At 42.7% G+C, this 22,380-nt stretch carries 16 protein-coding genes and 2 pseudogenes; 8 read left to right on the top strand and 10 right to left on the bottom strand.

Annotation, left to right across the window (positions count from 1 at the left end; translation table 11 throughout):
- Nucleotides 1–297 precede the first annotated feature (297 nt).
- Entirely contained in the window at nucleotides 298–942 is a 645-nt protein-coding gene (locus QUA33_RS15440; RefSeq protein WP_333149323.1) for a hypothetical protein, read from the bottom strand.
- An 82-nt stretch (nucleotides 943–1,024) separates the two neighbouring features.
- Here QUA33_RS15440 and QUA33_RS15445 point away from each other — a divergent pair, with 82 nt between their 5' ends.
- Complete coding sequence (locus tag QUA33_RS15445; RefSeq protein ID WP_333149324.1) at nucleotides 1,025–1,225, top strand: hypothetical protein; 201 nt, start codon at nucleotides 1,025–1,027, stop codon at nucleotides 1,223–1,225.
- A 135-nt stretch (nucleotides 1,226–1,360) separates the two neighbouring features.
- On the opposite strand, the gene QUA33_RS15450 is transcribed toward QUA33_RS15445, so the two are convergent.
- The 3 genes and pseudogenes from QUA33_RS15450 to QUA33_RS15460 all read right to left on the bottom strand — a co-directional run bounded on the left by QUA33_RS15450 (nucleotide 1,361) and on the right by QUA33_RS15460 (nucleotide 3,709).
- A complete protein-coding gene (locus QUA33_RS15450; RefSeq protein WP_333149325.1) occupies nucleotides 1,361–1,693 on the bottom strand; it encodes a DUF5615 family PIN-like protein in 333 nt (110 codons plus the stop codon).
- Nucleotides 1,690–1,921, bottom strand: a pseudogene (locus tag QUA33_RS15455) (DUF433 domain-containing protein). The gene QUA33_RS15450 and the pseudogene QUA33_RS15455 overlap by 4 nt, the downstream one beginning before the upstream one ends.
- A 237-nt stretch (nucleotides 1,922–2,158) precedes the next feature.
- Entirely contained in the window at nucleotides 2,159–3,709 is a 1,551-nt protein-coding gene (locus QUA33_RS15460) for an AAA-like domain-containing protein (protein ID WP_333149326.1), read from the bottom strand.
- Nucleotides 3,710–3,991: 282 nt separating this feature from the next.
- On the opposite strand from QUA33_RS15460, the gene ppsA reads away from it, so the two are divergent.
- Nucleotides 3,992–6,601 (top strand): phosphoenolpyruvate synthase, encoded by a 2,610-nt coding sequence (gene ppsA / locus QUA33_RS15465; RefSeq protein WP_333149327.1) that lies wholly within the window; start codon nucleotides 3,992–3,994, stop codon nucleotides 6,599–6,601.
- A 60-nt stretch (nucleotides 6,602–6,661) separates the two neighbouring features.
- Here the strand turns inward: ppsA and QUA33_RS15470 are convergent, their stop codons facing one another.
- The 4 genes and pseudogenes from QUA33_RS15470 to era all read right to left on the bottom strand — a co-directional run bounded on the left by QUA33_RS15470 (nucleotide 6,662) and on the right by era (nucleotide 9,289).
- Entirely contained in the window at nucleotides 6,662–6,847 is a 186-nt protein-coding gene (locus QUA33_RS15470) for a DUF5615 family PIN-like protein (protein WP_333149328.1), read from the bottom strand.
- A gap of 33 nt (nucleotides 6,848–6,880) precedes the next feature.
- Nucleotides 6,881–7,166: pseudogene (locus QUA33_RS15475) on the bottom strand (DUF433 domain-containing protein).
- A 293-nt stretch (nucleotides 7,167–7,459) separates the two neighbouring features.
- Nucleotides 7,460–8,287 (bottom strand): TIGR02452 family protein, encoded by an 828-nt coding sequence (locus QUA33_RS15480; protein ID WP_333149329.1) that lies wholly within the window; start codon nucleotides 8,285–8,287, stop codon nucleotides 7,460–7,462.
- A gap of 90 nt (nucleotides 8,288–8,377) precedes the next feature.
- Nucleotides 8,378–9,289: a GTPase Era gene (gene era, locus QUA33_RS15485; RefSeq protein WP_333149362.1), complete on the bottom strand. Its 912-nt coding sequence runs from the start codon at nucleotides 9,287–9,289 to the stop codon at nucleotides 8,378–8,380.
- Between the two features lie 509 nt (nucleotides 9,290–9,798).
- On the opposite strand from era, the gene QUA33_RS15490 reads away from it, so the two are divergent.
- A complete protein-coding gene (locus QUA33_RS15490; protein ID WP_333149330.1) occupies nucleotides 9,799–10,230 on the top strand; it encodes a hypothetical protein in 432 nt (143 codons plus the stop codon).
- Between the two features lie 441 nt (nucleotides 10,231–10,671).
- Here the strand turns inward: QUA33_RS15490 and QUA33_RS15495 are convergent, their stop codons facing one another.
- Nucleotides 10,672–10,944, bottom strand: coding sequence for a hypothetical protein (locus QUA33_RS15495; RefSeq protein ID WP_333149331.1), 273 nt, complete (start codon nucleotides 10,942–10,944; stop codon nucleotides 10,672–10,674).
- A gap of 389 nt (nucleotides 10,945–11,333) precedes the next feature.
- Between QUA33_RS15495 and QUA33_RS15500 the strand changes: the two genes are divergently transcribed.
- From QUA33_RS15500 to QUA33_RS15510, 3 genes are all read left to right on the top strand, one after another.
- Nucleotides 11,334–11,915, top strand: coding sequence for an NUDIX hydrolase (locus tag QUA33_RS15500; protein WP_333149332.1), 582 nt, complete (start codon nucleotides 11,334–11,336; stop codon nucleotides 11,913–11,915).
- Between the two features lie 191 nt (nucleotides 11,916–12,106).
- Nucleotides 12,107–12,862, top strand: a complete 756-nt coding sequence (locus QUA33_RS15505) for an ATP-binding cassette domain-containing protein (protein ID WP_333149334.1) — start codon at nucleotides 12,107–12,109, stop codon at nucleotides 12,860–12,862.
- A 153-nt stretch (nucleotides 12,863–13,015) separates the two neighbouring features.
- A complete protein-coding gene (locus tag QUA33_RS15510; RefSeq protein WP_333149335.1) occupies nucleotides 13,016–13,666 on the top strand; it encodes an ABC transporter permease in 651 nt (216 codons plus the stop codon).
- A gap of 34 nt (nucleotides 13,667–13,700) precedes the next feature.
- Here QUA33_RS15510 and QUA33_RS15515 read toward each other — a convergent pair whose 3' ends face one another.
- Nucleotides 13,701–14,288 (bottom strand): DUF1802 family protein, encoded by a 588-nt coding sequence (locus tag QUA33_RS15515; protein ID WP_333149336.1) that lies wholly within the window; start codon nucleotides 14,286–14,288, stop codon nucleotides 13,701–13,703.
- 487 nt (nucleotides 14,289–14,775) lie between these two features.
- Here QUA33_RS15515 and QUA33_RS15520 point away from each other — a divergent pair, with 487 nt between their 5' ends.
- Both QUA33_RS15520 and QUA33_RS15525 read left to right on the top strand, forming a co-directional pair.
- Nucleotides 14,776–20,703, top strand: coding sequence for an AAA family ATPase (locus QUA33_RS15520; RefSeq protein WP_333149337.1), 5,928 nt, complete (start codon nucleotides 14,776–14,778; stop codon nucleotides 20,701–20,703).
- Nucleotides 20,703–22,250, top strand: a complete 1,548-nt coding sequence (locus tag QUA33_RS15525) for a response regulator (RefSeq protein WP_333149338.1) — start codon at nucleotides 20,703–20,705, stop codon at nucleotides 22,248–22,250. Before QUA33_RS15520 ends, QUA33_RS15525 begins: the two co-directional genes overlap by 1 nt.
- Nucleotides 22,251–22,380: the final 130 nt, after the last annotated feature.

The following is a 22,380-nucleotide window of genomic DNA, read 5'->3' on the forward strand; positions in this document are numbered from 1 at the left end:
TGTTTCACGATATTGTTTAAGCAATTTTTGTACAAAGCTGAGGGCTACAGAAAAACGCTTAGCTATTGCTTTTTGTGAAATCGGTTCAGTATGATAAGTATCAAGAATTTTTTGCCTAAAATCAATCGAATAAGTTTTCATTTTTAACAATGTATGAAGAGGAGTACAAGTAAACGTGTTGTAAGTCAACCAGATCGTGCTGTCAGAAAAATGCTATTATGTGTGCTATCGCTTTCGCGTGGCTTTACTGAACCATATAATTATAGTTCATTCGATCGTGTGTTCTCTGTTTGACCCTCATGAATGAGTGTCAGTAACATCATACCTCATCTTTGTGAGAAAGGCTATAGCTATCATTTTGGTATCCCTAGTATCTTTATCGCGCAAAGTACAATAAAAACCAATACCTCTCACGGTCATGGCATGATGCTCAACCATACCTTCTAGCCTGGATATATCGTTCCATAGTTGCACACGATTTGTATTATTAAATTCAGTGTGGCCCTTTTTAGTATAGGGATTTAACTCATGCAACCAATTGTGCAGATTTTGATAAATACTAATGAGATCGTCATATGTTAGGCATTTGGAAGGAATACCTTCTATCACTATATTTACATTATGTTGATTTTTCTCTTCTTCACTGGCTTGCCTGATGATTGAGGGATTTTGTAAAGCATTTATCCCTTTATTCCTTAAGGTTTTGAAAATTTTTTCTGCATTATACTGACCTTTCGCCTCTCTAGGAATTGCTTTAAGACTATTGTCAACCGCTAACAAGCAGGAAAATGCAATAGCTTCAATTATCTTTCTTCCGTGAAGTGCAACAGTTTCTGACAAATAAAAACTTTCTTTGCCCAGTATTTTAATCTTATTGATTGTATCTAATCTTTCCCTAACTATAGCCATTAAATCAATATACGTGTCTGGAATATTGTCCATGGTGGCGTTCTAGTCTAACTTATAATTGTATTGCAGTTGCGGTACAATACTGGATATAGTCGAATTATACCGCAGCTCAAGGATGTATGTCAACCCCTTCTTACTCCCATCAGAATCTCCTTTCCTCGATCGAGTTCGCCGCACGATTCGACTCAATCACTTAAGCCGTCGCACTGAAAAAAGTTATCTTTATTATATTTTAGATGAGAGTCGATCGAACACTCTCGGCGATCGGAAAAATCAAGACATTCATCAGAACTTCTTCACGCACGAATCACTGTAATTGATCGCCCCATATTCGTTGTCTGAATTTCAGTATTCAACCGTTATTCCTACTCCGGTGCATTCTCGCGCCGATCGCCATTCTGTTGTCTCCCTTTGTAAAAAACGTGGAAATAGGCCCAAAGCCATCGGTGCATTATGATAAAGCAAGCAGCGATAAATTCTCGTCTTCATAAAATAATTCGATCGCGTTAAAATGCCGACGTAGCAAATTTTTAACTTGCAATGTCGAACAGTTTCCAAGGAAAAGCCAAATAACTTTCGGTGGATTCCCAAATACTAAGCTCAGGTCGTGCATATCTGCGTCTTTCGAGACAATCATCAAATTATTGTCTTTGGCATAATCCCAAACTATTGGGTCGATCGTTGCTTTCATTCCCACATCTCGAACGTGAAGCGAATTTGGAAAAATATCGCTCAAACGATTCGGCAACTTGGGCGACAAGTTTTCATCAAACAGTAATTTCATGCCGATAAGGGATCGGTCATAAACCGACGCTCGCGGTCAGCAGCATAAGCAATGCAAGCTTTTAAATCTTCTCGCGTCAAATCGGGAAAATCGCCCTTGAATTTCTGCTTCGGTCATCTCGGAAGCCAGGTACTCAAGCACTTCATAAACCGTAATTCGCAAGCCGCGTACACAAGGCTTACCACCGCGTTTATTTGCTTCGATCGTGATGTGGTTTCGGTAGTTCATAGTTGGAATTTTTGAGAATCTCCTCGTTTGAGGTTTGGCGAAAAGATTAGATATACTAGCTTGTTACATGGGTGCGGGATCGAATAATTGTATTGCAGTTGCGGTATAATACTGGATATAATCGAGTAATACCGCAGCTCGATAGTGTATGTCAACCCCTTCTTTATTATATTTTAGATGAGAGTCGATAGCACACTTTCGGCGATCGGAAAAATCGAGACATTCATCACAACTTCTTCACGCACGAATCACTGTAATTAACCGACCCATCGGGGTAGTCTGAATTTCAGTTTTCAGTCGTTCTTCTAACTCCGGTGCATTCTCGCGACGATCGAATATCACCAACCACCCTTCATCTTGTCCCAATCGAGCCAAATATCCATCTAACTGTTCCAACCCTTTACTCAACGGATCGACTTTCCGAGTTCGCCAAACCTTCAGTTCAATTCCCAATGTTACCTGACCATAACGCAAACATAAATCCATTCTGTCGCGTCCAATCGCATATTCCCGCTCCAATGTTCCCCCACCATTAATCACCCGATGCAGAAACGCCATCAACACTAAATGCGGTGCAATTTCGGGATAAGAAGCACTTTTGAGTAACGGTTCGCCATGCTGTAGCCAAAATGCGAGAAACGCTTGAAGGAGTGCATCAGGAATCAGTTCGCCGCGATCGTTCAACCAACTCGGACGGATAATCGGTAAACTATCTTGCGGCCCTTGCGCCAAAACTCGCGGCAACACTTCTCGATAAATCGGATTGGCGATGACTAAACCCCCGGCTGGATCTCGTTTGAGCAAGCCCAAATCTACGAGGTATTGGCGATCGTCATTAGAAGACTCTGGCAATTCTCGTCCGGCTAGCATCGGCTCAATAATGGCTTTAACTCGGTTTTCTCGCAGTCGTTCTGCCAAACTATCTAAATGCGTATCTTGTCGTTTGATTAAAATTTCTTTGGCTGCCCAAATATGTTCGGGTGTAATTTCTATAGATTCATCCGTTACTAATTCTTCTACAATTTCCTTAGCTAAAGCATTCACTAACCAAGGTTGTCCCTGAGTCAGTTCAAAAGCTAAGGCTACGGCTTCAGGTGTAAAAACTTGTCCGGTATCTTGGGTATGTTGCGCGTAGAGTTCCGCGACTTCTGAGGCATTAAAATCTCTCAGAGTAATCGATCGCACTTTAATATTAAACGGACTGGATGTATTGAGTCGATCGCTTCCCCCCGCAGCCACTTTGTAATCGCGAACATCCCGCAAACCAATTAAACCCACCGATTGCGGAAACGCTTTCGGGCGATTGGGATAACCATCGCGTAATTGCCGCAGAATAGAAATCAACGCTTGGTCTTGTAGTGCGTCAATTTCGTCGATAAAAATGACCAAAGGACGAGATGAAACTTGTGCCCAAGCTTGTAAAGCAGCCCGAATTTTCTGTCCCGATTGCATCGCTGTCCAGTCAGGCGGTTGCAGTTCGAGTGGGAGACGGACGGAAATGTTATCTCGCCAAGCCCCCAAAATAGCCTCTTCTGCACCCGCGATGTCTTGACTGAAGGGTGCGCCCACTTCAACTGACAGCATCACGGCGGTGTATTGTCCGCTTTCGGTGAGTTGTTTAGCTAACGCTAGCATAGCAGTGGTTTTTCCCACTTGCCGGGGTGCATGCATGACAAAATAGTTCTCCTGAGCAATCAGTCGCTCTAAATTCCGGAGGCGACGGGTGGCAGGAAGCAGATAGTGGATGTCATCGCGGCAAGGGCCGGCAGTATTGAACCAACGCGGCATAGGTCAACTGGGGCGAATGGGACTGCTTTCAGTTTACTTTACTGTTGTTGGAATCGCGTTCTATTGTTGTTGGGCCAGGGGGCGATTTCGACTTCCCGACCTGTTCTCAACCCCACTCCGGTTTTATTGCTTGATGCAGAACGCGAACAGTTGATTCAACTGCTCGCATCCTCTTTCTGATTTGCTAAAGTCGAGTTCAAGTACAATACTCCGGTAAATCATTTTAGCCCGAAGGATGTCATCAAAATTATCAAAGAAGGAATTGCCACAGGAGGTAAATATATGAGTTCCTATGTGCTTGGTTTTCAGGACATAGACAAAACAAAAATCATGCTTGTTGGGGGTAAAGGCGCAAACCTGGGGGAACTTTCCAAGATTGAAGGAATCCGCGTACCGGATGGCTACTGTATTTCTACTGAAGCCTTTAAAAGAATCATTCGGGAAACGCCGTCGATTAACGAATTACTCGATCGCTTATCCCTTCTAAAAGTGGAAGACCGGGATAAAATCGGTGAACTTAGCGGTGAGATTCGTAGGGTCATCGAAGGGATAGCCATTCCTCAAGACATTAATCAAGAGATCGCCCGCCTCCTCTCCAGGCTTGATGAAAAAAATGCCTATGCAGTACGATCCAGCGCAACTGCTGAGGATTTACCGACGGCCTCTTTTGCAGGCCAGCAGGATACGTATTTGAACATTATCGGAAAGGAGGCAATCTATCAGCATATCAGCAAGTGCTGGGCATCGCTATTTACCGAGAGAGCAGTAATTTACCGCCTTCAAAACGGCTTCGACCACCGTAAAGTCCACCTGTCTGTGGTTGTTCAGAAGATGGTCTTCCCGCAGGTGGCAGGAATTTTGTTTACTGCCGATCCCGTCACTTCTAATAGAAAAGTGTTATCCATTGATGCCAGCTTCGGACTTGGCGAGGCCTTGGTCTCCGGCCTGGTGAATGCCGATAACTATAAAGTGTGTAACGGCACGATTGTCGATAAGAAAATATCTACCAAGAAACTGGCTGTTTATGCCTTAAAAGATGGCGGTACGAAAGAACAGGAAATTGAGCCTGAGAGACAGAATAGGCAAGCGCTGACGGATGAGCAGATTGTACAGCTTGAGCGCACGGGCAGAAAGATCGAAGAACATTTCGGCAGCCCCCAGGACATCGAATTGTGTTTGGTTGATGATACATTTTATATTGTCCAGAGTCGGCCAATCACTACTTTATACCCCATCCCTGAAGCGAACGATCGGGAAAACCGCGTCTTTGTTTCTGTCGGTCACAACCAAATGATGACCGATGCCATGAAACCATTGGGATTGTCTTTTTTCCTGTTAACGACCCATGCACCCATGCACACTGCTGGTGGAAGGTTATTTGTTGATATTACAGCGACGCTGGCTTCACCTGTCGGCAGAGAAACTGTATTAAACGTCACATTGGGAAAATCCGATCCGCTCATGAAAGACGCACTTACAACCATCATAGAGCGGGGAGATTTTATAAAATCGTTACCCGACGATCGGAGTCTCGGCAAAAGCAGTAAAGGTCGATCGCCTGCTGATTTTCAAACCCTAAACGACTACGATCCGGCGATTGTTGCTGATTTGATTCAACAGAGTCAAACCTCGATCGAAGCGTTAAAACAAACCATCCAAACGAAATCAGGATCGGATCTGTTTGATTTTATCCTGGAAGATATCCAGCAATTAAAGAAGACCAACTCTGATTCACAGAGTTTTGGTGTGCTTATGACTGGTATGAATGCTTCCTCCTGGATCAATGAGAAAATGATGGAGTGGTTAGGTGAAAAGAACGTAGCAGACACGCTTTCTCAATCCGTATCCAACAATATTACTTCGGAAATGGGTCTGGAGTTGTTGGATGTTGCAGATGTGATTCGCCCGTATCCAGAAGTAATCAATTACTTGCAACATATAAAAGACGATAGCTTTTTGTATGAGCTGGTTAAGCTTGATGGTGGACAGGAAGCCCAGGACGCCATCTATGCTTTTCTCAACAAATACGGAATGCGATGTGCCGGAGAAATCGATATTACTAGAACTCGTTGGAGCGAAAAACCTACGACACTTTTTCCCATAATCCTTAGTAACATCAAAAACTTTGAGCCTGGTGCCGGCAAGCGGAAATTTGAGCAGGGGCGACAGGCGGCTTTGAACAAAGAACAAGAGTTGTTAGAACGATTGAAGCAATTACCGGATGGTGAACAAAAAGCCAAAGAAACAAAGCGGATGATCGGCCTAGTCCGGAATTTCGCAGGCTATCGTGAATATCCAAAATACGGCATCGTTAATCGCTACTTCGTTTATAAGCAGGCGTTGCTGAAAGAAGCCGAACAACTCGTACAAGCCAACGTTATTCATGAAAGAGAGGATATTTACTACCTCACTTTTGAAGAACTGCACGAAGTTGTACGCACAAATAAACTGGATTACCAGATCGTCAGCAAACGAAAAGACGAGTACAGATCATTTGAAAAACTAACTCCCCCACGTGTTCTCACTTCTGATGGTGAAATGATTGCCGGTGCGTACAAACGAGAAAATCTCCCGGCTGAAGCTATTGTAGGCCTGGCTGTTTCTTCCGGAGTTATAGAGGGACGAGCACGTGTCATCCTAAAGATGGAAGACGCGGATCTAGAAGATGGAGATATATTAGTCACCTCGTTTACTGACCCTAGCTGGACACCATTATTTGTATCCATAAAAGGTCTAGTCACCGAAGTTGGTGGACTGATGACCCATGGAGCAGTTATCGCACGTGAATATGGCTTACCGGCAGTTGTCGGAGTAGAAAATGCCACCAAACTGATCGAAGATGGGCAACGAATTCGCGTACATGGAACAGAAGGGTATGTAGAAATCCTTTGACACTCCTCGACCTGAAAGTACGGGGATTCTTAAGACATTTCTGTCAAAATATCCCTATTGCTAGGGTTCCCAGGCTGACTGGGTTTGCACTCTTGTGCGCTCAGTCATATCTTTTGCATAATCCCAAACTATTGGGTCGATCGTTGCTTTCATCCCCACATCTCGAACGTGAAGCGAATTTGGGAAAATATCGCTCAAACGGTTCGGCAACTCGGGCGACAAATTTTCATCAAAAAGTAATTTCATGCGGATAAGGTCGCGGTCAATCGATTTTAGATTTTAGATTTTAGATTTTAGATTGAAGCCTTGACCCCACGGATAAATTCGGGGGCTTGTATCCTGGATGCTTTCGGTCATAAACCGACGCTCGCGGTCAGCAGCATAAGCAATGCAGGCTTTTAAATCTTCTCGCGTCAAATCGGGAAAATCGCCCTTGAATTTCGGCTTCGGTCATCTCCGAAGCCAGGTACTCAAGCACTTCATAAACCGTAATTCGCAAGCCGCGCACACAAGGCTTACCACCGCGTTTATTTGCTTCGATCGTGATGTGGTTTCGGTAGTTCATAGTTGGAATTTTTGAGAATCTCCTAGTTTGATGTTTGGTGAAAAGATTGGATATACTAGCTTGTTGCATGGGTGCGCGAGCGAAGCGTATCTATTTATTCTACCAATTTTCTGTAGGTAAAGCTCTCGATCGAGCTTCCGAATCATCTCCAAGGTCAGGCAGTGTTTGCGAGATAACGCTCCCAATCGCCTGCTAAAGACTACCTCAAACTCCAGCCGATGACCTCCAGAAAGTCGGCGTGCGTTGGGATTGTTAGAGGCATTGACGACAGCGAGGCTGAGAATGCAATACTTTTACTTAAATCTATTTTTAAATGCCTTCAATGTATCCTTACTCTTAGCCGAATCGTATATACCAAAAACTACACGATCGAAACATCCATGAAATCGCGGACTCTCAAGCCACTGACCAAAAGCATCTGCTACCATACTGGCATCGTTGCAAAACACGCCACACCCCCACGCACCGAGTAACAACGATCGATGTCCATTATCTTGTGCCACCGCAAGTACATATCCAGCACGTCGCCGCAATGCTTTTTCAATATCGGGAAGCGCATTGGGATCGCGACGCAATACTTGACCTGCATTTGGTGCGGGCGCAGTAATAACAGATGCTAAAAAATAATCATCGAGCAATTCACGACTGCGGATTCTAAACCAAGGAACTTTTGGAGAATAAATCAGGTAATCGGTGTAAAGAAGAGAATCTTGCGATCGGTTTGCTTCATAATACTCGGGTTGTGTCAATTGACAGGGATATAACCCGGAACAGCGAGCCAAATCTTCTTCTTGTGCTTTTGCACCATTAATAAATCCGCCGCCAGGATTTCGAGCGGAGGCATAGTTTAGGAGCACGAGATCGCGGCAACCTTCACCTTTTACCAAACGGTAGGCGGCTACTTGAGTGGTCTCATCGGTAACTTCCACTAAAAGACTCTGTTTCGCATCACATTGCGTATTTTGCAATAAATTTTCAACTTCTTCGGGTCGATACAACTTAGTATTTTTCTCTGCCAGCTTCTGCTCGGTAGCAAAATTAATAACATGGCCGTACTTTGAAATGAACTCGCCTTTTTCTAGAATCTGTAATGTTTCCTTGGCTATACCTGTTAACGACATACACTCCTCCTTGGTGGTTTCGATGAAGTTCTCAACTCTGCTTCTGAGCACATCAGGATTAAGAGAGGGAAACTGCCAACAGATAAAGTTTTATTCTTCTACCCGATAGCCCAATTCCGCCAAACGAGTGCGCGACTGTCGCCATTTCGGCTGCACCTTGACAAATAATTCCAAATACACTTTGCCTTCAATTAACTTTTGAATCTGTTCCCGGGCCGCACTGCCGATCGACTTCAGCATACTGCCGCTTTTACCGATTAAAATACCTTTTTGGGAATCCCGTTCGACGTGAATTGTCGCCAGAATGCGCGTAATTTTGGCTTCTTCTTGAACAATGTCGATCGCGATTGCTACCGAATGCGGCACTTCTTCCCGCGTCAGCAGCAAAATCTGTTCCCGAATCAATTCGCCCATAATAAAGCGTTCCGGCTGGTCAGTCACCAAATCTGGCGGATAATAATAAGGCCCAACCTCCAAATGTTCGATTAACAATTTTTGCAGCGGCTCGACACCCTCGCCCGTGAGAGCGGAAAATTTCACTACAGGCCACTCAGGATTGACAATTTGCTCGTAAGTTCGATCGATCAACACGGAATCCTCCGGTTGTTCGTCCAACTTATTCATCCCCAAAATCACCGGAATGCCGATATTGCTGAGAATTTCGATAATATATCGATCGCCCCCTCCCGATTCCACCGAACCATCCACCACAAACAGCACTACATCCACCGACTGAATGGCTGTGCGGGCATTCTGCACCAAAACCTTGCCCAATTGGTGGTGCGGCTTGTGAATTCCGGGAGTATCTACAAAAATAATTTGTGCTTCCGGTGTCGTTAGGATGCCCCGCAGCCTGTTACGCGTCGTCTGAGACACCGGCGAAGTAATCGCAATTTTCTGCCCCACCAACTGATTCATCAGCGTTGATTTTCCGACATTCGGGCGTCCGACAATACCCACAAAGCCGGATTTGTAACCCGCCGGAGCCACGGGAACACCCATGATGTCCGATACGTCGATAAATTTACTATCTTCCACTAAAATCACCTATTTTCAAGCCCCTTCTCTGTCTATTGTCGCCTGAAAATACTCAAACGCCCATCGATGCACTCTAGCATCTTTCTCGCCCTGGTATAGGGCGCCACACTCAAACATCGATCGAGCAGCAAACCAGTGTTAAAACGCGATACGCGATCGGCAAAACTTGATATCTGAGACAAAATTTGATAAAGTTCCAGTGACATCGCTCAAAAATGAATCATTCTGGTAAAACCGACTCCCCAATGCTGTAACAACTTCAGATGTGTAAATATCTAACTCAACTGAAACTTTTCTACAGTTTGTCAGGCAAACCAGTTTTAACATTTTTGAAGATGTTTGGTAATAAATTAGGTAAGTTGAACTCGAACTCAAAAGCTCAATATCATCAGGCGCTTTCTCAATAAAAGCTAGTGTCTTTTGAGCATACCTAAATTAGTGCTAATCGTCATAAAGTTGAGGAGATGAATCAGATGAAATCGAAATTATTTTGGAGTTGCTGCACCGTTTTGGTAGCAAGCTTGCCTGTTTCCGCCTTGGCTCAAACAAGCCCTCCCACAAGCCCTCAAGCAGGTATTGACTACAAGGGTGGCTCGAAGAATTACCAGTTGCTACCGGGCCGAATCCAGGACAGAACATTACCCAGAGCCTTTGACTTTCCAATTATTACCAATGTTGCTACTGACACTAGCATCACCTCGGATTTCCTAATTACCGATCAGTTTCGCGCCCCAGCGGGTCGTACAGAATACACCGGAGCTCTCACCGCCTGGGCAGCATCAATCAGAGAATGTCTCGCCAAACAACCACTTTTGATTCGAGCCAGCACTAAAAACCCGATTCAGATTAATGGTAGAGTAGGCACGATTGTCAGAAACGCAAATAACCGTGCAGTTTGCAAATAAGCCAGCAATATCACAGGGGCTAAATTGGCCGTAATTGCTGTAAGGGCGGGTTCACCAATATCTCCCATGCAAGCATCGATACAGTAAACCCGTCACCGCAGCGATATTGGGGTCAATCGAGGCCAGTTGATATAACTTCCGCTATCTTAAAGATAAAAACTAGAGAGTGTTTTTGAACAAAAAGAGCAATAGAAAACCTATTGCTCTTTTTGTTGGCGAAATTTCAATTAATATCTATTGGGACTTATATGAGATCGGCTGAAACGACATCATATAAGAGGTTTGCAGTGAGGAATGCAAGCCCTTATCAAAGTTTAAGGACTTGCATTCCTCACTGCAAACGACATAATTACGCAGAAACCAGCTTTTTTCCAAAAAATCCCGTGGAACCCGAAGAATATGGATTTTAACACCTGGTTTATGAAAGTTTGTCTGCGTAATTCACGATTTAGGAGCGCAAAATTCATGTGTACTCAGTAAAATTTCGCCATAATCAGGAATCCAAGCTAGCCACTGTTCTTCCGAACATTCACACAACAGCCACGCTTCGTCAAAGCTGAATGCGGTTGGCGGATTGAACAATTTAACCCACATAGAAGGAGCCAATTTGGGTGCAGGTACGGCGCAGCCAAATTTTTCCCAGTCGCGGACACTGGCGAAGCTTCCGGGCGTTGATTGGGATTGCCAAGTACGAATATCTGTTTGCAGTTGCATAACTACTCCTGTCTAGCTAAGAGTCTGCACCAGGGCGCGGTTGAAACAACGCAGAGCGAAGGCGCAGATAAACTTTGATTATGTAGTCTATGTTACGGAATTATCTAGGCGAATGTGTAAGGTTGTAGCAAAAATTTACAATCGAGAGGAAAAAACTGGCTCAAAGCTGAAAAGGTCGCTCGGCTATTGTTCAGCTCGGCAACGCTCGCCTACCATAGCAAACAACATCTGATATCGTTTCCCGCTGCATCGGAATGATAAATTAGAGGGCAATTCATGAATGATTGTTACAAGTCGCCACCTATCTCGGCGCAATTTTCAGTTGTTCGATTCACAGTCAACAGTCAACAGTGAACAGTCAACATCATTCCGGTGCAACCGGAATTGATATGATTTATTTCAAAAATTCCGACATGAACCAAACTGCCAAATCCCAGTGGAAAACTCTAGACCGCTTTATAGAAATCAACTCTCATTGGGTAAAACTAATCGCCGAACATCTCGAAACAACCGAAGGAAAAACAGTAGAATATTGGCGAGTAGAAAGAGCAGATTCAGTGGTAATTTTGACCATTCAAGCTGACAAATTGCTGTTTCCCCCACCGATGTATCGCCCCGGCGTGGCAGAAGCAACCCTGGATTTTCCCGGCGGTCGCGTAGAAGCCGAAGCCACACCAGCAGCGGAAGTTCCAGCTATACTCAAGAAAGAACTAGGCGTGACAGAAAGTGCGATCGCCCGCATCGAACCGATTAACACCGTCGGCTGGGCAATAAACAGTTCCTTCTCCAATCAAAAACTCTACGGTTTTGTTGCAGAATTGCACCCTACAGCAACAGTAAACGCCGAACTGATCGGTGCTGAATATCCTCTCACCCCAGACGGAATTCGCGACTTGCTCAAAGAATTAACTTGCCTCCAATGTCGAGCCTTACTGCTAGAATGGCAAAATCAAGTCGATTTTAGATTTTAGATTTGAGAATTGGGAATTGGGAATTGTCCCCCGATGCTCGCTGATTTGAATTTTAGGACTTACGGTCATAAACGCGGTTTCTCTAACAAATCCTGGGTTAAGCAGCAAATTATCTAAGAAAAAAACCGGGTTTCTAGCCCCTTGTCTGTAAGTTCTAAAATTCCTGAAAACCCAAATCACCGGAACTAATCATGCCTCTCAATAATGAAGTTGCTGTCGAATGCCTCGACGTGACATATCGCCTCAACCGCAGGCATTTAGTAGAAAAACTCAATTTCAAAGTGCTGCAAGGAGAAGTTTTAGTATTGCTGGGACGCAGCGGTAGTGGCAAAACTACTACCATGAAATTGATTAATAATTTACTAACGCCAAGCAGCGGCGAAGTTCTTGTCATGAGAAAACCGACAACTCAGTGGAACCCAATTCAACTACGCCGAAAAATTGGCTATGTGATTCAAGAAATCGGTTTGTTTCCCCATTTTACCGTCGAGCAAAACGTCGGTTTAGTGCCAAAATTAGAAGGTTGGGAGGCCGATCGTATTCAATCTCGCGTCCGCAAACTGTTAGAATTAGTCAACCTCGACCCCCAGCACTTCGCCAAACGCTATCCCCATCAGTTATCCGGCGGACAGCGACAGCGGGTAGGCGTCGCTAGAGCACTAGCGGCTGACCCTCCGATATTGTTAATGGACGAACCGTTTGGTGCTTTAGACCCGATTACTCGTCTGGAATTACAGCGGGAATTCGGTCAATTGCAGCAGCAACTCGGCAAAACTGTGATTTTTGTGACTCACGGCATTCAAGAAGCTTTTTTGTTAGCTTCGAGAATTGGTTTGATGCAAGACGGACGGTTGGTTGAATTGGGTTCGCCCGATGATTTTCTAAAATCTCAGCATCCAGAAGCTCTCGCATTTCTTGAATGTTTGCAATTGCCCGGAACGGGGTAATAATATGATGTGCGATCGCATCATTCGTTTAGGGGTATGGCTGGGTTTTTGAAGCTGGTGGCTGGAAATTAAATATATTGGGGAACCCACTCCTACGAGATATTCGATTATACCATAATTTACAATTCCGAATTCCTAATTACTAATGCCCACATGATGCAATTTATCAACCGCTATGGCGCTGAGATAGTTCAGCGCGCAAGTGAACACTTATATTTAGTAACTGTTGCAATTTTTATCGCTATTATTGTGGGGATTCCCCTGGGAATTTTAGCCACGAGAAAACCAAAATTGAAAAAGCCAATTTTGGGATTTGCTAATATTATGCAAACAATTCCCAGTTTAGCTTTGTTTGGCTTGCTAATCCCGGTGCCGGTAGTGGGTGGAATAGGCGATCGCACGGCAATTATCGCCCTCACTCTGTATTCTTTACTGCCAATTATCCGCAATACTTATACTGGTATTGTCGGCGTCGATCCAGCGATTACGGAAGCAGGAAGAGGCATGGGGATGACTGATATGCAACTGTTATGGCAAGTGGAAATTCCCCTGGCGCTGGGCGTGATTCTGGCGGGGGTGCGAGTTGCCGCAGTAATTGCGATCGGACTTGCTACAATCGCCGCTGCAATTGGCGCGGGTGGCTTGGGGGTGTTTATTTTTCGTGGCGTTGCTACCGTCAACAATCAGTTACTTTTGGCTGGGGCAATTCCGGCGGCTTTAATGGCCTTAGCTGCGGATTTTGGGTTGGGTTTCGTAGAAGCGCGCCTCTCAAAAAGTACATTAAAAACTCTTAATGAGGACTAAAATCCTGACTACCTTCCGTCAGCGTTGTCACTCTCTACGAACCAGAAGCATTCGCAGGATTCGCTATCAGATTGCGGATTTCATTTGAGCGTTCCATGTACTCTAGATCGCTCAAAACAGCTTGGCTTCCCTCCAGCGAAATAGCATCAGCCAAATCGATCCAAGAACGGCAACCGCCGTATTCAGGAATGTAGGGAATTTCTCTGGTTTCTGCAAGGCGATAAGCCCGCAGCAATAAAATATAAATTGGCTGAGTTTGTTTCCATTTCAGGCGATCGCTGACAAATGTTTCATTCCAAATATGGTAAGGAAACAGCGCAGTAATTGCCGGTTCCCAAGCTACCAAAAAAACATCGGTAATCTCAGCCCAACTGCCAATTCTAATAACTTCAGGATGCCAGCCAGATTCGACAGTCTTGACTTGATGTGCAAAATCCGGCTTTAATAAATCCGGCTGTTGGTGTTCAAAAGTTGGATACAGCAAAACCTGTTTGTCAGTGACATTGAACTGTCCTGCTTGCTCGCGAATTCCCCCCTTCCGCAACAGCACAATCGTTTGACCTTGTTCCAAAGCATTAACTGCTACATTCCATTCTTTCAGCGCCCTAGTAGTTGATTTCATAAAAATTTAGTTGAGTTTTAACCAAAATAACAAAAATCGGTACTTTCAAGCAAGTACAGCCATTTCTTCCTGTTAAAATAAGGTAGTGCTGACTATGCAAGACTACGTTATTTTGATAAAGAAAATAATTGGTTAGACTACATAGTGAGCTACCTAATTTTTTCTTTATTACTCTAACCGATAAAATAATCGTCTCTTCTGTGTCCAAGCTATACTATACTATCACACCCGGTAGATTCAGCAATTTTGTCGTTAATTTTTTCAGGACTTTACTTAAATACTTAATAAAGTTTAAAGATTCTCGCATATTAAGTATCAAACAAGCATATTGAGATTTGTTAAAATTTAAATATTATTCAAAAAGCTTAGATTATACTTTTTTAAAGTGCATAGAAAATAGTTTTTTTAATTCGGTTCTGTCATAAATATCAGTATCCTTACTAAAATACCGCCTGCTTTTCAATTTTTTATTAGTGAAATTACGCACATGAGTATTACTATTTTCGGTTACAACCTCCGTGAAGCGATTTACGAAAGTGTAAATACTATTATTTATCGCGGCACCAAAGATATTGATCGAACCTCAGCAATTATCAAAACCTTCAAAGCCGAGCATCCGACAATCGAAGAAATTTCCCGCTTAAGACACGAACATAAAATCCTCAGACATTTAGACAGTGAAGGAATAGTTAAGCCCATAGCGTTAGAAAACTATAATAACGGTTTAGCGCTGATAGTAGAAAATTTTAGCGGTCAATCTTTGAAAGATTTTCTTAACAATCAACCATTGGCTATAAACGCATTTATAACAATCGGAATTCAGTTAGCAACAACTCTGGGAGATATCCATCAGAGTAATGTTATCCATAAAGACATTAAACCCCAAAATATATTAATAGATCCAGAGACAAAAGAAGTAAAAATTATTGACTTTAGCATTGCTTCTCTTTTAGAGCGAGAAAATCAAACTATCACCAATCCCAACTTATTAGAAGGAACTCTTGCTTATATGTCGCCGGAACAAACCGGCAGAATGAACCGCTCAGTTGACTACCGCACCGACTTTTACTCCCTCGGTATTACATTTTATGAAATGCTGACAGGTAAACTACCTTTTTCCGCAAAAGACCCCCTGGAATTCGTTCATTGCCATATAGCTAAAGCACCTATACCACCTCAAAAGCTGAATCCCGAAATCCCGGATGCAGTTTCTGAAATTGTAATGAAATTATTATCTAAAACTGCTGAAGATAGATATCAAAGTGCTTTCGGAATAAAAATTGACTTGGAAACCTGCCAGCAAATGCTTTCTGCTGGAGAGATTTTCCCCTTTATTATAGGTCAACTAGATTCCTACAGCCAATTTATGATTCCGCAAAAACTCTATGGACGGGAAAGAGAAGTTGCTAGTTTGCTAGAAGCCTTCGCTCGCGTCAGTGGTGGGACAACGGAAATGATGCTAGTTTCGGGTTATTCAGGTATCGGCAAATCTTCCTTAGTTAACGAAGTTGATAAACCTATAGTCGGAGCACGAGGGTATTTTATTTCGGGTAAATTTGACCAATTTAAGCGGAATATTCCTTATGCTGCTTTAATTCAAGCATTTCAAGGATTGATGCGGCAACTGCTCACTGAAAATTCTGCTCAAATAGCAATTTGGAAAACTAAAATTATCGAAGCATTTGGTGCCAATGGGTCAATTATTATTGAGGTTATTCCCGAAGTAGAAAAGATTATTGATCCACAGCCTGCGGTTCCGACTTTGGGACCCACTGAATCTCAAAACCGATTTAATCGAGTGTTTCAAAAATTTATACAGGTGTTTAGTAAACCCGAACACCCCCTAGTGATATTTTTGGATGACTTGCAGTGGGCAGATGCGGCTTCCCTCAAGCTTATCCAGCTAATTATGACCCATCCAGATAGTAAATATCTGCTATTAATTGGGGCTTACCGGGATAATGAAGTCAGTGCCACTCATCCGTTAATTTATACATTAGAGCAAATTCAAAATACCAGGGCAACAGTAAATAATATTATCCTCAAATCTTTGGAGCTATCTCATGTCAACCAATTAGTGAGCGAAACCCTTCGCAGTCACATTTCCGAAGTTTTGCCCCTGGCTGAGTTAGTTTTTAAGAAAACCCAGGGAAATCCCTTCTTCTTAACTCAACTGCTCAAATCCCTTTATCAAGACAAACTCCTCTCCTTTGATTTCAATCAAGTTTGTTGGCAGTGGGATATGCAACTGCTTCAAGACATTGATATCAGCGATAATGTCGTCGAATTGATGGTCAGCCAAATTCAAAAGCTATCGTCCCCGACGCAGAATGTCTTAAAATTAGCTGCCTGTATAGGAGATAAATTTAGTTTAGATGTTTTGGCAATTGCTAATAAAAAATCTCAGTCAGAGACGGCAATGAATTTATGGGAAGCGCTGCAAGCTGGTTTCGTTCTTCCACTAAATAATTCCTACAAAATCCCCCTGCTATTTGACTCGGAAATATCTACAGAAAACTCAACGGATCAGTTTAATGTCACCTACAAATTTTTGCATGACCGAGTGCAACAGGCGTCTTATTCTCTGATACCAGACGATCGAAAAAAAGAAACTCACCGAGAAATTGGTCAACTACTGCTTAATTCCACAACCCCTGAAGAACGAAAAGAAAATATCTTTGCACTGGTTAACCAACTAAATTATGGAACGGATTTAATCACGTTGGAGTTAGAAAGATATGAGTTGGCAGAACTCAATCTGATTGCCGGACAGAAAGCCAAAGCTGCTACTGCTTATGAGTCTGCTGTTAAATATTTGAATGTGGGTTTAGGACTTCTCGCGGAGGATAGCTGGCAGAGTCAATACGATCTGACATTAAACCTCCATCTGGAAGCTGCAGAAACTGAATATATAAACACTAATTATGAGCGATCACACAAGTTGTCTGAGACCAGCCTGAAACAAGCAAAAACTCTTCTGGAAAAAGGCAAGGTTTACGAACTTAGAATTCAATTAGAGATATCTCAAGATCGGAGAATATCAGCTATAGATAATGGACTCGCCGTTCTGGAAATGTTCGGAATTAGCTTAGAGCAAGAACCACCTCAAGAACTGATAGTTGATGACTTAGCTAACTTGCCGACAATGACAGATCCCGATAAACTCGCAGCTATGCGAATATTAAATCTTATTATAACACCAGCTTTTATTGTAAACCCTGCGATGTTTCCGCAAATTCTTTATACAAAAATAGCCTTGTCTATTAAGTATGGCAATTCGCCTGAATCTGCTTTTGCTTATGTTTGGTATGGAGTGCTACTCTGTGGAGGATTAGGAGACATAGATACTGGATATCGATTTGGCAACTTAGCTATTTATTTACTAGAAAAATTTAACGCAATTACCCTGAAATCCAAAATAGTTTGTATATTTAATTGTCTAGCAAGGTTTTGGAAAGATCCGCTTAAGGAAACCCTAGAATCTTTGGTTGATGCAATTCAGATCGGTATAGAAACTGGAGATATAGAATATGCTTGTCACAGTATAGCAAATTATTGCAATCACTTATTATTTAGCGGAGGGGAACTACAAAAACTTGAGCAAGAACAGGCCAAATATGTTGCTATGACCATTCAGCTCAAACAAGAATATGATACTTTTTTTGTAAAAGTTCACCAGCAAATAGTTGACAATTTATTGGACAAAAACTCAGAGAAATACCATTTACGAGGTGCAAGCTTTAATGAAGAAGAACTACTGCCAGGAATTATAGCTTCTAACAATGGGACTTTGCTCTATGCCTATTATGCCGGCAAAATGATGCTATCTTATTTATTTAAAGAGTTTAATCAAACAGTGATGATTGCTCATTTAGCATTAAAATACGCCAGCATGGGTGCAGGATTAATGCACATGAGTATCGACAACTTCTACCATTCTCTTTCCCTCCTAGCACTGTATCCAAATGCCTCGCCACAAGAGAAAGAAAAATATCTAAGTGTAGTAGCAGCTAACCAAGAAAGAATGAAGACTTGGGCGTTCCATGCCCCGTGCAATTTTAAGCACAAGTATGAGTTAGTAGAAGCAGAAAAAGCGCGGGTTTTGGGACAACCTTTAGAAGCGAGCGATTATTACGATCGCGCTATAGCCGGAGCCAAAGAACAGGGATATATTCAAGAAGAAGCATTAGCCAACGAATTAGCAGGAGACTTTTATTTTTCCCGTTCTAAAGATAAAATCGCTCGCATTTATTTAACCGATGCTCGCTACGCATATATTCGCTGGGGAGCTAAAGCTATAGTCAAAGATTTGGAAGCCAGATATCCTCAAATATTTTCCCGGATAGCCAAGCCCGAAATTCAAGGTAGCCCGGTCACGACGATCACTACCTCGACGAGTGGAGGAAGTGCAGGAGCTCTAGATTTAGCTACTGTGATCAAAGCATCCCAAGCTCTTTCTGGTGAAATTGTACTGAGTAAGCTGTTGGCGAAATTGATGAAAATTGCGATCGAGAATGCGGGCGCTCAAAGTGGCATTTTCATCTTAGAAAAAGCGGGAACTTTACTAATAGAAGCCTATGGAAGCGTAGATAGCGATGTAGAAGTGCTGCAAACAATACCAGTGGAAAACAGTCAGCAACTACCCATATCTTTGATTAACTATGTTGCCAGAACTCAGGAAAATGTTGTATTAAGTGATGCGAATTGTGAGGGAACCTTCACTGCGGATACTTATATCGTCAACCAAAAACCCAAGTCAGTATTATGTACTCCCATCGTCCATCAAGGAAAACTTACTGGCATTCTTTACTTAGAAAATAATCTCACAACAGGTGCTTTTACTCCCGACCGTTTAGAAGTTTTACAAGTTTTATCTTCTCAAGCAGCTATTTCGATTGAAAATGCCCGTCTTTATAACGATTTAGCAGCAGCCAACGCTACTTTAGAAGCGAAGGTGGTAGAAAGAACGCAACAGTTACAAGAAAAAAATATCCATTTACAAAAAGCCGAAGAATTAGCGAAAGCCGCGAACTCTGCCAAGAGTGAGTTTCTTGCTAATATGAGCCACGAACTCCGAACGCCACTTAATGGCATTTTAGGTTACACGCAAATCCTTAAACGACAAAAAAACTTGGCTGACCAGCAAAAAGATGGTCTGAACGTCATTAGTCAGTGTGGCGATCACCTCTTAACCCTGATTAACGATATTTTAGACCTGTCCAAAATCGAAGCCCGAAAAATGGAAATCCACTTGAGTAATTTCCATTTCTCACAATTTTTGGAAAGCATCGCTGAAATTTGTAATATTCGGGCCGAACAAAAAGGAATCTCCCTGATTTACGAGCCCATTACCCAACTACCTATTGCCGTCCAGGGTGATGAAAAACGATTGCGGCAAGTTTTAATCAACTTACTCGGCAATGCGATTAAGTTTACCGAAAAAGGTGGGGTGGTATTCAAAGTAGGATATCAGGAGGGCAAAATCCGGTTTCAAGTGGAAGATACCGGAGTGGGTATGGCACCAGAGCAATTGCAAGACATATTTTTGCCTTTTCATCAAGTAGGAGATACTCACCACAAGGTTGAAGGAACCGGGTTGGGACTGGCAATTAGCCGCCAATTAGTCCAGATGATGGGCGGTGAAATAAAGGTGAATAGTACATTAAGACAAGGGAGCGTTTTCTGGTTCGATTTAGATTTGCCAGAGGTATCGGAATGGGCTACTAATGCAGCCAAAGCCAATGCCCACACAATCGTTGGTTTCAAAGGCCGAAAGCGAAAAATTCTCATAGCTGATGATAAGTGGCAGAATCGCTCGATCATAGCGGGAATGCTTCAGCCGTTAGGATTTGAAATTCTGGAAGCAACGGAGGGTCAGGACTGTTTAAACAAGGTGGTCGAGTTTAAACCCGACTGTATTTTAATGGACTTGATGATGCCCGTAATGAGTGGCTTAGAAGCAACGCGCCGGATTCGCAAATCACTAGATCAGGCTAAGTTAGTGGTGATTGCTACTTCTGCCAGCGTTTTTGATTTTGATCGACAACAAAGTGTCGAGGTAGGTTGCAATGATTTTATTCCCAAACCCATACGCATCGAGGAGCTTTTAGAAAAATTACGTACTCATTTAGGGTTAGAATGGATTTATGAAGAAAATCTGGAAGAGATTAGGAAAGCAGAAGGAGAAAAAAAATCTCTAAGTTCTGAAATCTTAGCTCCCCCCGATGAGGTAATCGCCGTTTTATTCAATTTAGCGATGATGGGCGATCTTCGAGCCATTGGGGAGGAAGCTAAAAAGTTAGAAGAACTCAATGAGCAATGGGGGCCCTTTGCTACGCATCTACGCCAGTTAGTGAAAGGATTTGAAGAACAACAAATCTTGGAGTTTATTAAGAAATATAGGATTGCCAAATAATGAATAACGAACTTCCCGAACAAAGCACAATTTTAATCGTAGATGACACTCGGACTAATTTAGGTGTCCTGTTCGATTTTTTGGCAGATTTTGGCTTCAAGGTATTGGTAGCTAGGGATGGGCAAAGTGCTCTCCAGAAGGTAGAATATGCCCCACCGGATCTGATCCTGTTGGATGTGCTCATGCCCGGAATAGATGGGTTTGAAACTTGTCGCCGTTTGAAAGCGAATGATTTAACGAGAGACATTCCCGTGATTTTTATGACTGCTCTTGCTGACACGGTGGATAAGGTTAAAGGTTTGAGTCTTGGTGCGGTGGATTATATTACTAAGCCTCTTCAGCATGAAGAAGTTTTAGCTCGTGTTAATGTCCACATGAAGCTACGCAACCTGTCGAAAAAACTCCTAGAGAAAAATGTGTGTTTGCAAGCAGAAATCGAACAGCGTGTCGAAGCGGAATCCTCGCTGTTGAAGCTGGCATCGGAGTTGGAAAGGCGAGTGGAGGAAAGGACGGCTGAACTTTTGCAATCCAATCAATTGCTCAAACAGGAGATTCAAGAGCGTCTGCAAGCAGAGGCGGAATTGCAACAATCGGAAGCTTTATTGCGAAGCCAAACTAATTGTTTAGAAAAGGCTTTTCGAGAATTACAAATCACTCAGACTAAACTTGTGCAGAGCGAAAAAATGTCTTCTCTAGGTCAGCTTGTTGCAGGTGTAGCCCATGAAATCAATAATCCCGTTAATTTTATTTTTGGGAATGTTTCTTACGCTCATGATTATACCCAAAATTTGATCGATCTAGTCAATCTTTATCACCAAGAATTCCCGGAGGCAGGTCCAAAAGTTGAACAGAAAATAGACGAAATAGAACTAGATTTTTTGGTGGAAGACTTACCTAAATTGCTGAGTTCAATGAAAGTAGGTGTAGACCGAATTCGCGAAATTGTTCAGTCGCTGCGAATCTTCTCGCGATTGGATGAATCTGAGATGAAACCAGTGGATATTCACCAGGGTATTGATAGCACTCTGTTAATTTTGCATAACCGTGTTAAAGGAAGGGGCGATCGACCTGCAATTGAGGTGATAAAAGAATTCGGCAACCTGCCTCTGGTAGAGTGTTATGGGGGTCAGCTTAACCAGGTGTTTATGAATCTTGTTGCTAATGCTATTGATGCCATAGATGATTATAATGCGACGCGCTCGTTAAGTGAAATGAAAGCTAATCCTTCTCAGATTTTCATTCGCACTGAGGTCACGGAATCTAATCGAGTGTTAATTTATTTTAAGGATAACGGGCCTGGTATGACAGAAGAAATTAGCCAACACCTATTTGAGCCATTTTTTACTACTAAACCTATTGGGAAGGGTACTGGTATTGGGCTGTCAATTTCCCATCAGATTGTAGTGGATAAACACGGGGGCCAGCTCAATTGTATTTCATCTCCTAATCAGGGGGCAATCTTTATTATTGATATTCCAATTCACCAGAAAAATTTTGCTAAAAATAATTTAATTACGATGTCTGAAACAGCTTTGGGTATTTCTTAGTTGATTTTAACTTAACAGGACTTAAACAAATTTTAAGCCCAAATAAGTCCCAAACGGGCTTGATACGCAATAAATACGTCCATCTTTTCTTGCAGCCCGTGCACAAATCTATAAAATATAGCTATTCTCA

Source organism: Microcoleus sp. Pol14D4, from assembly GCF_036701245.1.
Lineage (GTDB): Bacteria > Cyanobacteriota > Cyanobacteriia > Cyanobacteriales > Microcoleaceae > Microcoleus.